The sequence below is a fragment of the Streptomyces sp. MGP-P1 genome (genome assembly GCF_057766565.1).
In genome coordinates this window covers 918079-930924 of record NZ_JBYMEM010000007.1, presented here as the reverse complement: position 1 = coordinate 930924, position 12846 = coordinate 918079, and the positions used below count along the sequence as shown (strand labels likewise).

Sequence of the window (12846 nt, the reverse complement as noted above, 5' to 3'; positions counted from 1 at the left end):
TGGCGGGGGGCGTTCGGGGTCGCGCGGCGACGGCGTGGAGGACGGGTGAGGGCTCGGAGCGAGGACAGGCCGAGCGCTCGGAGCGAGGACGGGCGGAGGTCGCTCAGAGCTCGATCCAGCCCGCGGCCAGCGCCACGACCCCCACGACGGCGCCGGCGACCGAGACGGCGCAGATGACGGCCTCGCCCGAGGAGAAGGGCCTGCGCCCCTGCTCCCTGCGGGACTTGACGAAGAGGAAGGTGGCCGGGGCGTAGAGGATGAAGGAGACGAGGACGAACTTCAGCCCCGCCGCGTACAGCAGGAACGCGGTGTAGAGCGTGGCCAGCACGGCAATCACCAGCTCGCGGCGGGTACTGCGCCCCTCCACGTCGGACCGGCCGGGCCGCCAGGCGATCCGTACCGCGAAGGCGGCGGCCAGGAGGAAGGGGATCAGGCTGAGCGCGCTGGTCAGGTCGAGGGCGAAGTTGAAGGCGTCGTCGGAGAACAGCGTCACGACCAGGACGACCTGGCTCAGGCACGTGGTCATGAGCAGCGCGGCCTCGGGCACGTCCGCCCCGGTCGACCGCCCCAGGAAGCGGGGCATGTCCTTGTCCTTCGCGGCGACGAACAGGACTTCGGCGGCCATCAGCGTCCAGGCGAGGTAGGCGCCGAGCACGGAGACGATGAGGCCCACGCTGACGAAGACCTTGCCCCAGGTGCCGACCGCCGACTCCAGCACCTCGGCCATCGAGGGCTGCCGCAGCTGCGCGATCTCGGCCATCGGCAGCAGTCCGTAGCTGACGATCGTGACGGAGGCGAAGACGGCGAAGACGCTGAGGAATCCGAGGACGGTGGCCCGCCCGACGTCCTCGCGGCGCTTGGCGTGGCGCGAGTAGACGCTGGCCCCCTCGACGCCGAGGAAGACGAAGACCGTCGCGAGCATCGTGCCGCGGACCTGGTTGAAGAGGGAGCCCGCGTAGTCGGCGCCGCCGAAGTTGTCCGCGAAGACCGAGGCGTCGAAGTAGAACAGCGCCAGGATCACGAAGAAGAGGATGGGCACGATCTTGGCCACGGTGACGATCCGGTTGATCGCCGCGGCTTCCTTGACGCCCCGGCGGATCAGCAGGAAGAACCCCCACAGGCCGACCGAGGAGACCACCACCGCTGTCACGGTGTCGCCGTCGCCCAGGGCCGGCGCCACTGCGCCGACCGTCGACATGATGAGCACCCAGTAGGTGACGTTGCCGACGCAGGCGCTGGCCCAGTAGCCGAAGGCGGAGAAGAAGCCGAGGTACTCGCCGAAGCCCGCTTTCGCGTACGCGTAGACCCCGGCGTCCAGGTCGGGCCGGCGGACGGCGAGCGTCTGGAAGACGAAGGCGAGCATCAGCATGCCGGTCCCGGCGACGGCCCAGGCGATCAGCGCTCCCGCGACGCCGGTCTCCTGCGCGAAGCGCCGGGGCAGCGAGAACACCCCGGCGCCCACCATCGAGCCGACGACCATCGCGGTGAGCGTGAGGAGCGTCAGCTTCACCGCCGGGCGCTCGGCGGCCTGAGCTTCGGCGTGCGTCATGACGTTTCCCCTGTCGATGCGGTCATCGGCCAACCAGGGAAAGCTAACAACTCAATGGTGCAAAACAGCCCATATCCTCACCGGCGGAGTGGTGCACCCAGCCCTGCTCGCGAAGCTGAACACCACGGGTGGACCGGGCTCGTTCCGGGTGTACTTCCGACCGGAGCCGCGGTCGGAATCTCTCGCCGCCACGGCAGGTTTCCTCGACCGGGGCCATGAGAGAGGCGTCAGCGGGCATAAGCACTCTCAACTTTGGGAGGCTGTGATGACGTGTGACCGGATGGGACTGGCCGAAGTGCTGGCGGCGGCGGAGAGCGCGGCCCCGGTGGACTCGATCGATGTCGTGGCGCGCGATCTGCGCACGCGGTTCGGTGCGCGGTACGTGTCGTTCCTCTTCGTCGACGCGGTCGGCAGCCGTCTGCTGCGGGTCAACGACACGGTCGGCGTCTCCCAGGAGCACCGGACCGAGAGACGGGCCGAGAGGGTGCCCCTGGCCGGCAGCGGCATCTACGACAAGGTCCTGCGCGCCCAGAAGACGGTGCTGGCGGAGGAGGGCGGGCCGGGGCAGCGCGTGCTCGCGCCGGTCACCAACCGCGGTGACACCATCGGTGTGCTGGAGCTGTACCTCGACGTCGTGACCGAGAGCGTGCTGGAGCAGGTCGAGGAGGCCGCGCACGCACTGGCGTACATCATCGTCACCGACCGCCGGTTCACCGACCTCTACCACTGGGGAAACCGCACCACGGCGGTCAGCCTGGCGGCGGAGATCCAGCGGCAGCTCCTCCCGTCGGCCCCTTCCTGCGAGGCGTCCGAGTTCGCTCTCGCCGGAGCCCTCGTCCCGGCCTCCGACATCGCCGGGGACACCTACGACTACTGCCTCGACCACGACACCCTGCACCTGTCCGTCACCGACGCGATGGGCCATGACGTCGACGCCTCCCTCACCGCCACCCTGGTCGTGAACGCCTCCCGCGGCGCCCGCCGTGCCGGAGCCGACCTCGCCGAACAGGCCGGCCACATGCATCAGGCCCTCCTCGACCACGGGCGCCACGCCTATGCCACGGGCCAGTTGCTCCGCATCGCCCTGGACGGAAGCGGCGCTCAGATGGTCAACGCCGGCCACCCCGGACCGCTCCGCTTGCGCGAGGGCACGGTCGAGGAACTGGGCCTGGTCGTCAACATGCCGTTCGGATTCACCCCTCAGGGCTCTTACGAGGTGCAGGAGGTCGACCTGCGCCCCGGCGACCGTCTCGTCCTGTTCACCGACGGAATGCAAGAACGCGAAGCGGAGACGGTCGACCTGCCCGGCCTCCTGCTGCGGACCGCGGCCGAGCATCCGCGCGAGGTCGTCCGCACCCTGGTCGCCGCGGTGGCCGATGCCTATGGCGACCGTCCGCCGAAGGACGACGCCACCGCCCTGTGTCTTGACTGGCACGGCCCTCGCGGCGGGATCCGCCGGTCGGACGCCTGAGTTCGAACGCGACACATCCCGGTGGAGAAGCCCTACCCGCGCACCGAAGCGGCGGCCGCGCACATCGACAGCCGGGCCGGGCGTACGCGGGGCAGCCGGGTGGTGATCATCTGAGCGGGAGGCGCGTCACGGCCCGTAGGGTACGCCGGGAACAGGGGCGGCCACCGGCGCGGTGACAGGGGACGGACGTGCTCGACTACGACGACGAGGCCCGGCACTACGACGCGTCCCGGGGTGGTGAACCGAGGGCCCGGGCGGCTGCGGACGCGGTGGAACGGCTCCTGCCGCAAGGGCCCTGCACCGCCCTGGACATCGCGTGCGGTACGGGCATCGTGACGGAACGGCTGCGACGTCCGGAGCGGACGGTGGTGGGCGTCGACCGTTCGCCCGGGATGCTGGGCCTCGCCGCGCGGCGGGTGCCGGGAGGAATCGTGCGGGGCGACGGCACACGGCTGCCCTTCGCGTCGGACACGGTGGACGCCGTCGTGATCATCTGGCTGCTGCATCTGCTGCCGGACCCCGTGCCCGTGCTGACCGAGGCGGCCCGGGTGTTGCGGCCCGGCGGGGTGCTGATCACCACCGTCGACAAGAACGACGCGTACTTCACCGAGGACAGCGACATCGCCGAGGTCACGGCGGGCCTGCGCCGCCAGTACGCCCCCCAAGTGCCCGACCACTCCGCCCGGTTGCTCGGTTGGGCGGCGGAACAGGACCTGGGGGCGGTCGGGCGGACGCGGTTCCCCGGCACGGGGCAGGGCCGCAGCCCTCGCGGGTGGCGCGAGGTGATCGAGGCGGGCCGCATCTCCTGGTGCGCCCACGCGCCCCGGGACCAGGTGGCCGACGTGTGCCGACGGCTCGCCGCACTGCCGGACCAGGACGCGCCCCGCCCTGACCCGCTATACCGCCTCATCGCCCTGAAGTCGTGACGCCAGGAAGGCAGTTAGGGGACACCGGCCAGTTCTGGACCAGGCCCGGACCGGTAGCCGGACGCTTGCGTCAGAAGACCGAGAGCCCGGTCAGCGTGGTGAAGCGGGCGAGAGCGGACACACCCGCCACCGAATTGCCGCGCCGGTCGAGCCCCGGGCTCCATACGCACAGGGTGCACACCCCGGGCACGATGGCGATGATCCCCCCGCCGACGCCGCTCTTGCCCGGCAGCCCCACCCGGTAGGCGAACTCCCCGGCCGCGTCGTACGTCCCGCAGGTGAGCATGACCGCGTTGACCTGCTTCGCCTGGCTGCGGGTGAGCAGCGCGGACCCGTCGGCCCGAATCCCGTGCCGGGCCAGAAACCCCGCGGAGAGGGCCAGGTCCGCGCAGGACGCCTCGATCGAGCACTGGCGGAAGTAGGCGGCGAGCAGTTCGGGGACCGGGAGCGTGATGTTGCCGTACGAGGCCATGAAGTGGGCCAGCGCGGCGTTGCGATCACCGAAGGCCGCCTCGGAGGCGGCGACCTCCGGTACGAAGTCGATGGCGGCGTTGCCGCTCTCCGAACGCAGCAGCTCCCGCACCTGGCCGGCGGCGTCCCCGGTCAGCGCCTGGAGCCGGTCGGTCACCACCAGGGCCCCGGCGTTGATGAACGGGTTGCGGGGCACGCCGTTCTCGTACTCCAGCTGCACCAGGGAGTTGAACGGGTTGCCCGAGGGCTCCCGGCCGACTCCCTGCCATATCTGCTCGCCGTCCAGGGAGAGCGCCAGGGCCAGGGCGAACACCTTGGAGATGGACTGCGTCGAGAACGGCTGCTGCCAGTCGCCGACGCCGTAGACGGTTCCGTCCGGCTCCGCGACGGCCATGCCGAAGCGCCGGGGATCGGCGCCGGCGAGCATCGGGATGTAGTCGGCGGGGGTGCCGTGGTCGGCGAGTGCGCCCATCTCCTCGGCGATGCGGCTGATGACGGAGCTGAAGCGGTACGCGCCGGCGCGCGGATCTGTACTGCTCGCCCGAGGGGCGGCGGAGGGGTGGGACACGGCGATTCCTGACGGAGAACGGAGAGAGGAGCGAGGAGGCCCGGCGGGCGGAGCGGAAGCGGGCGGTCGCCCCCTAGGGTCTCTCACCCGGACGGCCGGGAATCGCCTCAGGCGGTGGTCACTGATCCGCGAGGAGGCCGGGCAGCCTGCGCATGTCGTCGAAGACGACGGTGCCGGGCCCTTCGAGGCGGTCCACGGGAGTCATTCCCCCGTCGTAGGCGAATGCGCGCATGCCTGCGGCCCGGGCTGCTTGGAGACCGTACTGGCTGTCCTCGACCACGGCACAGGCCTCGGGCGCGACCCCCATCTGTCGCGCGGCGTGGAGGAACAGGTCCGGGGCCGGTTTGCCGCGCTCGACCTCGGTGGCGCTGAAGATGCGGCCTTCGAAGCGCGGGTAGAGGTCGGTGATCCCCAGGGTGAAGCGCATCTTGTCGTGGCTCCCGCTGGACGCCACGCAGGTGGGGAGGTGCGTGAGCGCGTCGAGGGCGTCGACGACGCCCTGGACGGGGGTGAGTTCAGCGGCGAGCGCATCGTGGTAGAGGGGCTTGAACTCTTCCTCCCAGTCGGCCGGCAGGCTGCGCCCGAGGTGCTCCTCCATCTGCCGCCTCATCGACCGGCTGGAACGGCCCATGAACCGGTCGATGATCTCGGCTTCGGTGAGTTCCCATCCCAGCTCGGCCAGGACGAGTGCGTCCACGCGCACCGCGATGCGCTCGCTGTCGACCAGCACGCCGTCGCAGTCGAATATGACGAGTTCGATCGGTTGGATCATGCCCGCAGGATAGACGGGCCGTCCCGGTCACGCGGCAGCACAGCAGGGCCCGCCGCCATGTTCGAGGAGGCTGCTCCAGTGCGACCACAAGGGGAAACGACCGGCAGGCGGCCCTGGACCTCTTCGACGCCTTCGGCTCCACGGAGAAGACGCCGCACGTCCACGGAGAAGACGCTGCACGCCGACACCTGAACCGGCACATGCCGTAAAGGGCTTCGCCCAGCAGTCTCGTGCGGACGGGCGGCTCCGGCAGTCCGGGCGGCACACCGGACGTCGATGACCCACCTCGTCCGGGGGATCTCCCTACCCCGCCCGGTCCAGCGGGCCCGAGCTCGGACAGGCCCGCTGACCGGATGGATCAGCCGCTCTTGATCGCGGAGGCTGAGCATGTCGAACATGCTCAGTCGATCGGAGAACCAGTGTTCCGCTTGAAGTCCTCACGCCGTACGGTGGCGCGCGCCGCCGCGGTCCTCCTGGCCGGAGCGGCGTGCGCCGCCACGATGACCGGCAGCGCCGGAGCTATCGTCAACGGCGAGGATTCCACCCAGCGTTACCCGTCCATGGTGTCGATCCCCGTGACGGGCGCGGACGACCCGACGTTCAAGGGGGTCTGCGGGGGATCGTTGATCGACTCCCGATGGGTGCTCACGGCTGCCCACTGCGTGGACCCGAGGCTTGTCACCCTGGACGGCACGGTCAGGGTCGGCAGCGAGTGGAAGGACTCCGGAGGCACGGTCCGGTCCGTCGCGAAGACGGTGTCCCACCCGGGCTATCGGAGCGGCGAGGGAACCGGCCCGAACCGCGACGACATCGCCCTGATCCGTCTGAACCGCCCGGTCGCGGAGAAGCCCGTCCGCATCGCCGACCGTCCGGGGCGGCCCGGCACCCCGACCCGGATCCTCGGCTTCGGCAGGACCGACGACGCACCCGACGCCCCGTGGGTCTTCCCCGACCGGCTCCAGGAACTCGACACCCGCCGGGCCGCGGTGACCGACTGTGCACCGGGTTACGCGGACAGCACCCGCCTGTGCACCGTCAGCCGGATACCCGAGGCCATGGCATGCAACGGCGACTCGGGCGGCCCCCAGCTCCAGCGGGACCGAAAGGGACGCTGGGAGCTCATCGGCGTCACCTCCGGCCCCGGTGCGCCGGGCGCGCGGTGCAGCGACGGGCCGGGGCTCTACACCGGCGCACCCGCCTACGCGGGCTGGATCCGTCAGGCTATAGGCCGCCACGGCTGATTCAGGGCTCCACTCCGACCACCGCGTCGGCCGTGCACTTCTGCCCGACACCGGTACCGCGTCACACGGACGGCGGCGTGGCCGACGGGGACCGGGTGCCCAGAGCCCGCTCCGCGGCCTCCATCCGCCGACGACGACCGCGCATGGCCGGCGGGTTGACGAGGAGCAGGCCCGCCATGACGAGGGTGTAGGAGGCACGTCCATAGCTGCCGTCGACGACGAGGAACACCCCGCCCACGAACCACAGCAGCGCGCCCGCTCCCACGAGCCACCACACCCACCGGCGTGAGGAGGAACCCAGCGCACGCCGCATACGTGCGGCGATGTCCACCGCGGCCGCGCGCTCGGTGGGGTCGTCCGGCGCCTCGCCGCGCCGGATCAGGCGGCCCACCCGCAGGTAGCGGCCCGCGCTCATCCCCAACTTCGCCGCCCGGCGCTGGTTCCACCACCAGGTCACGGCGAACGCACCCGCGCCCAGTAGGGCGAAGGCGGCGGCGAGGAACAGCCCCTGCGGAACATCCCTCTCGCCCTCACCAAGGACCGCCGCCGACAGGAAGCCTCCCGCCGCCGCCGACAGGACTGCTAGGACGGGTCCCGCCACGCTCCAGCGGCCCGTACCGTCGTGTGCTTCTCCGGCAGAAGCGGTCATGCCCCCATCAGTCCGCCGCGATGGGGGGTCATGGCTTCAGACCTGCTGGGGGTGACCGCCGTCGCCCTCGACGACGAGCCGGTCCGTGCCGGGCTCGTCCGCTCCCTCGACCACCGTCACATCGATCGCGCCGTCGCCGGTGGTGTCGAACTGGTAGAGGTCCGCTCTCCCGTCACCGGTGGTGTCCGTCATCCATACATCTGGCTTGCCGTCGCCGTTGGTGTCGGCGCTGAGGAGGACGTGGTGCTCGTCCCCCTGGGTCGGGGCCACTTCTTCGGTGTGCGCGTGGGTGTCCATGGCGGCCGGTTGCCCCCGGGGCGCGGCTCGAAACCGGCGTGGAGCCCGCGCGACTGTCGCACGGGCCCCGGTCCGGTCGGCCTGGCGTGGACCACGGCGAGTTCTCGGCCGTCGCCGGTGTGAAGGTCCGCACCGGCGGCGATCACCGCCCGCCGCCTGCGAAGAAGCCGGTACTGGCGACGGCGAGCAGCAGGTAGACCCCCGGGAAGGCGATGTTGTGGAAGACGTGCGTCCGGACGTGGACCAGCACCGCCCCAACGAAGAACACGGTCAGGCCGATCGCCGCCGCCAGGCCCAGCCGGGGGACCCCGAACAGGCCGATGAGGAGGCCGACGGCGCCCGCGAGCTTGAGCGTCGCCAGAAACGGCACAGCGGTCGCCGGGAGCCGCACCTCCGCCGAGTTCGCCAGGACGAAGGGCGCCCGCGCGAAGTCCGCGACCGCGACCAGCACGTTCGCGACGACGCATCCCACCGTGGCGATGAACAGTACGGAAGTCATGTGATCACCAGTTGTAGGCTCATGGCGTTCTCATCTCTCGGGAGGCGGACAGGACTGGTTTCCCAACCACCCGTCCTGACGTCCGTCAGCCCCGGAAGGTGACACCCATGCCGATCACGGTCGAAGAGTTCGAGACCGCACGCCCGCGTCTCCTGTCCGTCGCCCACCGCATGCTGGGCTCGGCCCAGGACGCCCAGGACGCCGTCCAGACCGCATGGGTGCGGGCCGCCACCGCCCGCTCGTCACCGCCGGTCGAGAACCCGGCCGCCTGGCTCACGACCGTCACCGCCCGGGTCTGCCTGGACGAGCTGCGCGCCCGCCGCCGACGCGACGAAGCGCCACTGCTCACGGACGCCGTCCCGGCGGCGGACCTGGCCGCGAACGAGGCGGTCCTCCGTGCCGAGGACGTCTCCCGGGCGCTGATGGTCCTGCTGGACCGGTTGACCCCACCCCAACGGGTCGCGTACGTCCTGCACGACCTGTTCGCCACCCCGTTCGACCGGATCGCGGAGGTGCTGGGCACGACCGTACCCAGCGCCAAGCAGCACGCCAGCCGAGCACGCCGACGCCTCGCCCCGGCACGGCAGGACGCGGCGGAGACCGGCCGAGCGGATCAGCGGATCGTGGACGCCTTCATGGCGGCGGCCCGGACCGGGGACACGCGCGGGATGCTCCGCCTGCTCGCGCCCGACAGCGTCCGTGACGCCGAGGCGGCGCTCCTGCCGCACGGCGGGCCCACCACCGTGACCGGCGCCGTCGACATCGCCGCCGAGACCGCGCGGTTCCGCGACCGCATCCGGGCGGCCTGCCGACTAACCGTCAACGGCCGACCGATGTACGTCATCGCGCCCGGCGGCCGCCCCTTCGCCACGATCGAGATCGACACGGCGGGAGGCCAGGTCACCCGCATCACCCTGAGGCCGGCACGGCGCGAGGACCGTTTCGGGGCCCTGGAGCCGCTAACGGCCCTGGGCTGACGCAAGGAGCCGGCCCACGACCGACACCGCTTGAGGAGCGGCTTGCCCTCGCCGGACGCCTGACGCAGGCGGGCCTCCACATCAGCTCCCCGTGGCGGGCGGCTGTGGAGGCTGTTACCCGCGAGCTGTTCCTGAACCCCGGTGTGTTCCTGCCCGTCTCCCGTACCGCCCCTCAGGCACGGGAGACCCGGATCACCCGGTACTCAGGCCGGTGGGCGGTCTTGTACGGGACGCTGGACCGGATCCCCAGGTCGACCGGCTGGCCCTCCTCCACGTTCTCGTCGGTCACGGTGTAGGTCAGGGGGATGTAGTCCGAATCGCTGGCGTGGGCCTTGTTGATCGCGTCGATGTTCTTGATGAGCGTCTGTCCGAACCCCTGGGTGGGCTCGTTGTCGGTCAGCACGGAGGCATGGCTCGACGGCCCCAACACGTGCTCCAGACAGGTGGCGAGGTCGTTGGGCGGTGCCAGGTGGACCCAGGGGCCCGGGTGCGGCACGAAGATATCGGTGTGCGACCGGTGGTGGCCGAACTCGGTGATGGAATCCCTGTTCGCCACCACCGACCCGGCGGCAAGCCCCTTCCCCAGCGATTTACTGTCGAGGATCCCCTGTGCCACACCCGTCATGTCCGGGTCGTAGGCCGACACACCACCCACGCGGGCCTCCGCGAGACCGACCAGGAAGTCGGCCTCCTGCGGGGCGATGACATTGATCGCTCCGGTGACGGCGTTCCGCGACATCGTCATCGCCTCGTCCTGCGTCAGGAACTGGTCCTCGTCCGCGGCCAGCGCCGCCAGGCGGTCCACCACCTCCTGGGGAACGCCCCGCCCCTCGTAGTGCGCGCGAGCCTGCTCCTCGGTCTCCAGGAACAGTTCCTCGGTCGCGCCGTTGTCCACGGAGTCATAGACGATTCGCTGGATCTGCGGCCCCCCAGGAGCCGCGACGGACCGCTGTACGTCCTGCTGGTGCCCGCACCCGGCACCGTGCAGGTGCTGCTCCTCCCCCTGCACCTGGCGCTGCGTGGAGGGCTGGGCGTACGGGTGTCCGCTCCGTTGGAGCATGCGCAGCACGGCGGCGTTCCCCACCGAGCGCTGAAGGCCGAGGATGCCGGCCTGGCGGGAGGGAACGGGCGCCCGGGGAGCCGGGGCGCGCCTGGCGGCGGCCCGGCCGGCGGGACGTTCATACTGGGTCAACGGAGTGGTCCCTTCCACGAAGCGGCACCGCCCATGGAACATGCCCGCCGCCGCCCCCGCCAGCTCCGGCGGGGCAGTCTTCGGGCAATCCTCCCGGCCTTTCCGTCCCCGCCGGACCGCCCGCCCGTCTCAGTGGCGGGCACGCGTCGAAGGCGTACGCCAGGACGTAGGCGGCGGCATCGAGCACCATCTCTTTGACCTCCACGACACGCCCCTCCTGCGCGAAGGCAGTCCGGGATCTCCTCCCGGAAATGGTCGGCGTTCGGGCTCGCGCCCGCTGAAGTCGGTGGTGGCCATCCCAGGGCGCCTCTCTCCGAGCAGCAGGATGCCCCACCGTGCGCGGCACGATGGGGCATCCGGTGGCTCGGTTCGTTGTCAGACGGTGTCGAACGTCCCGCCCCGCACGCCCGCGACGAACGCCGCGAACGCGGTGCCGGGGACGGCGATCACGGGACCGTCCACGACCTTGGAGTCACGGACCGGGACGATGCCGCGCGAGGCGGTGAGGTTGGCGGCGACCTCGATGCAGTTGCCGCCGTTGTTGCTGTACGAGGACTTGAACCATCGGGGGGTTTCGGTCGTCACAGGGTGCCCTTTCGCAACTGGCTGATCTTGGCCACAGACGCCGTCTGCGACAGCGACGCGCCCTGGAGTTGATGGTAGGCCGTCAGTATGGGCAGGACGAACGAGCTTTCCCGGTCAAGGTGCCCCTGAGTCTGCGACTCGGCATAGCAGATCACCGACCGGTCCGGCAGCGTCAGAATGTTGACCGGCAGGTCGAACGTCCGCTGTTCACCGATCTCGTACGGGGCCACCTGAAGCAGCGTGTTGGGCAGTTCGGCGAACTCCATCAGCCGGTCCAGCTGAGCGTTCATGATGTCGGAGCCGCCCACTGGACGACGAATACAGCTTTCGTCCATGGTCACGAAGAGCATGGGCGGCTTCGACCGCACCAACGCCGTCTGCCTCTCCGCCAGGAACGACACGCGCTCGTCAGCCTGCTCCGGTGTGATCGCTCCCCGCCGTACAGCGCTGTCGGCCAGGACCCGCGCGTACTCCGGCGTCTGCAACAGCCCCGGGATGATTCCGACTTCGTACAGCCTGATCTCCACCGCCCTGCCCTCGTAGCCCACGTACTCCGGGAAGCCCTCCAGCAGGGTCAGGTCCTTCATCGCCTGGACCATGCGGCTGAGCTTGTCCCCGGTCCCGAGCGCCCTGTCAGCGCTCCTCGCGAAGCGGGGAGTTGGAGAGCGACGACCAGTTTCCACGGCAGAAATATGCGTCCCTGAGCACCCCATGCGTCCGGACAGCTCGTCCTGTGTCCAGCCCCGCGCGTCTCTGGCCTGCCTCAACTGCAAGCCGAAGGAAACATCCGGGTCATCGGGGTCGAGCTGCTTGCGATTCACCATGTCGAAGCCCTAACTCTCGGAGCAAAGCGCGCAAGTTGAAGACGTTCCGACCCTAGGACACGCTGAATCGCCCCGGTAGCCGAACGGCTACGGAGAGGAGCGATCGATGTACGGCGAGAACGTACGCCCGAATACGCCCACGCCCTCCAACACCCCCACCCCCGCCCTCGGAACCCTCCTGGTCGACACCAGCCGCGCCGACCGCGTGGGGGAGTTCCGAGGGGTCGCCGGCCCCTACTGGTCGCTGCGGCCGGTAGGGGGCGGCGCGGAGTGGGAGGTCGAGCCCCGCCATGTGCGGCCCGCAGTCCTGATGGAGCAGCTCCGCGCCCGTACCGCGCGCCTGAACGCCCGTAGCCGGGGCGAGGTCCTGTGAGCCCGCGTCCCCTTGGGTCACGGGTCCGGCACGGCGGACCCGGGCGGCCCGCGTGACGCGCGCGGCGGTTTACACGGTCGAGGTCACCCTGTCCGACGGGCAGCGGTTCGCCTCGCTCGGCAGGGGCGTCGTACGGAACCGGCGGCTCGCACTCGTCTGGCTCCGGCGGCAGGCGCTCCGCCTGGCCAACGGCCACGGGCTGCCCGTCGTGGCCGAACCCGTGGCACTGCCGACCGGCGACGTGAGCCCGGTCCGCTTCCACGGCTCCGACGCACCCGAGGAGTTGCGTCGCTGGGCCACCGGCAGTGCGCATCAGGACCACGCCATACGGGCCCTGGAGGCCGGGTTCCCCGCGCTGTTCACCGTGCTCGACCCCGCCGTCGGGCTGAGCCTGACGCTCGCCGGGTGGCGTGGCCGCCCGGCCGACCGGTAGTCCCGCCTCCCGAAACGGA

General features: G+C 70.9%; 15 protein-coding genes and 2 pseudogenes. 8 read left to right on the top strand and 9 right to left on the bottom strand.

Going from position 1 to position 12846, the window contains the following annotated elements; genetic code table 11:
* Positions 1-103: 103 nt before the first annotated feature.
* Positions 104-1549, bottom strand: a complete 1446-nt coding sequence (locus tag AC3CH1_RS25785) for a basic amino acid/polyamine antiporter (RefSeq protein WP_488465094.1) — start codon at positions 1547-1549, stop codon at positions 104-106.
* A 265-nt stretch (positions 1550-1814) separates the two neighbouring features.
* Between AC3CH1_RS25785 and AC3CH1_RS25780 the strand changes: the two genes are divergently transcribed.
* The 3 genes and pseudogenes from AC3CH1_RS25780 to AC3CH1_RS25770 all read left to right on the top strand — a co-directional run bounded on the left by AC3CH1_RS25780 (position 1815) and on the right by AC3CH1_RS25770 (position 3946).
* Positions 1815-3020, top strand: a complete 1206-nt coding sequence (locus AC3CH1_RS25780) for a PP2C family protein-serine/threonine phosphatase (protein ID WP_488465093.1) — start codon at positions 1815-1817, stop codon at positions 3018-3020.
* Between the two features lie 12 nt (positions 3021-3032).
* Positions 3033-3134: pseudogene (locus tag AC3CH1_RS25775) on the top strand (NADP-dependent oxidoreductase); the annotation flags it as partial.
* A gap of 74 nt (positions 3135-3208) precedes the next feature.
* Complete coding sequence (locus AC3CH1_RS25770) at positions 3209-3946, top strand: class I SAM-dependent methyltransferase (protein ID WP_488465092.1); 738 nt, start codon at positions 3209-3211, stop codon at positions 3944-3946.
* Between the two features lie 70 nt (positions 3947-4016).
* On the opposite strand, the gene AC3CH1_RS25765 is transcribed toward AC3CH1_RS25770, so the two are convergent.
* Positions 4017-4985, bottom strand: a complete 969-nt coding sequence (locus tag AC3CH1_RS25765) for a glutaminase (protein WP_488465091.1) — start codon at positions 4983-4985, stop codon at positions 4017-4019.
* Positions 4986-5103: 118 nt separating this feature from the next.
* Entirely contained in the window at positions 5104-5757 is a 654-nt protein-coding gene (locus AC3CH1_RS25760) for an HAD family hydrolase (RefSeq protein WP_488465090.1), read from the bottom strand.
* A gap of 92 nt (positions 5758-5849) precedes the next feature.
* Between AC3CH1_RS25760 and AC3CH1_RS25755 the strand changes: the two are divergent.
* A pseudogene (locus tag AC3CH1_RS25755) lies at positions 5850-5966 on the top strand (alpha/beta hydrolase); the annotation flags it as partial.
* A gap of 144 nt (positions 5967-6110) precedes the next feature.
* Positions 6111-6998, top strand: coding sequence for a S1 family peptidase (locus tag AC3CH1_RS25750; protein WP_488465089.1), 888 nt, complete (start codon positions 6111-6113; stop codon positions 6996-6998).
* 61 nt (positions 6999-7059) lie between these two features.
* On the opposite strand, the gene AC3CH1_RS25745 is transcribed toward AC3CH1_RS25750, so the two are convergent.
* The 3 genes from AC3CH1_RS25745 to AC3CH1_RS25735 form a co-directional block, all read right to left on the bottom strand.
* On the bottom strand, positions 7060-7647 hold the full coding sequence (locus AC3CH1_RS25745) for a hypothetical protein (protein ID WP_488465088.1): 588 nt from the start codon (positions 7645-7647) through the stop codon (positions 7060-7062).
* Positions 7648-7683: 36 nt separating this feature from the next.
* The gene (locus AC3CH1_RS25740; protein WP_488465087.1) at positions 7684-7944 is read right to left on the bottom strand and encodes a hypothetical protein; all 261 of its coding nucleotides are present in this window, start codon (positions 7942-7944) and stop codon (positions 7684-7686) included.
* A 142-nt stretch (positions 7945-8086) separates the two neighbouring features.
* A complete protein-coding gene (locus AC3CH1_RS25735; protein WP_488465086.1) occupies positions 8087-8443 on the bottom strand; it encodes a DoxX family protein in 357 nt (118 codons plus the stop codon).
* Between the two features lie 107 nt (positions 8444-8550).
* Between AC3CH1_RS25735 and AC3CH1_RS25730 the strand changes: the two genes are divergently transcribed.
* On the top strand, positions 8551-9420 hold the full coding sequence (locus AC3CH1_RS25730) for a sigma-70 family RNA polymerase sigma factor (protein ID WP_488465085.1): 870 nt from the start codon (positions 8551-8553) through the stop codon (positions 9418-9420).
* 172 nt (positions 9421-9592) lie between these two features.
* On the opposite strand, the gene AC3CH1_RS25725 is transcribed toward AC3CH1_RS25730, so the two are convergent.
* The 3 genes from AC3CH1_RS25725 to AC3CH1_RS25715 all read right to left on the bottom strand — a co-directional run bounded on the left by AC3CH1_RS25725 (position 9593) and on the right by AC3CH1_RS25715 (position 12021).
* Positions 9593-10612 carry a hypothetical protein gene (locus AC3CH1_RS25725; RefSeq protein WP_488465084.1) on the bottom strand — a complete coding sequence of 340 codons (1020 nt, stop codon included), beginning with the start codon at positions 10610-10612 and terminating at the stop codon, positions 9593-9595.
* Between the two features lie 375 nt (positions 10613-10987).
* The gene (locus AC3CH1_RS25720; RefSeq protein WP_488465083.1) at positions 10988-11197 is read right to left on the bottom strand and encodes a DUF397 domain-containing protein; all 210 of its coding nucleotides are present in this window, start codon (positions 11195-11197) and stop codon (positions 10988-10990) included.
* The gene (locus tag AC3CH1_RS25715; protein ID WP_488465082.1) at positions 11194-12021 is read right to left on the bottom strand and encodes a helix-turn-helix domain-containing protein; all 828 of its coding nucleotides are present in this window, start codon (positions 12019-12021) and stop codon (positions 11194-11196) included. Before AC3CH1_RS25715 ends, AC3CH1_RS25720 begins: the two co-directional genes overlap by 4 nt.
* 106 nt (positions 12022-12127) lie before the next feature.
* Here AC3CH1_RS25715 and AC3CH1_RS25710 point away from each other — a divergent pair, with 106 nt between their 5' ends.
* Both AC3CH1_RS25710 and AC3CH1_RS25705 read left to right on the top strand, forming a co-directional pair.
* Positions 12128-12394 carry a hypothetical protein gene (locus AC3CH1_RS25710; protein WP_488465081.1) on the top strand — a complete coding sequence of 89 codons (267 nt, stop codon included), beginning with the start codon at positions 12128-12130 and terminating at the stop codon, positions 12392-12394.
* 52 nt (positions 12395-12446) lie between these two features.
* The gene (locus tag AC3CH1_RS25705) at positions 12447-12827 is read left to right on the top strand and encodes a hypothetical protein (protein WP_488465080.1); all 381 of its coding nucleotides are present in this window, start codon (positions 12447-12449) and stop codon (positions 12825-12827) included.
* The last annotated feature ends 19 nt before the right edge of the window (positions 12828-12846 follow it).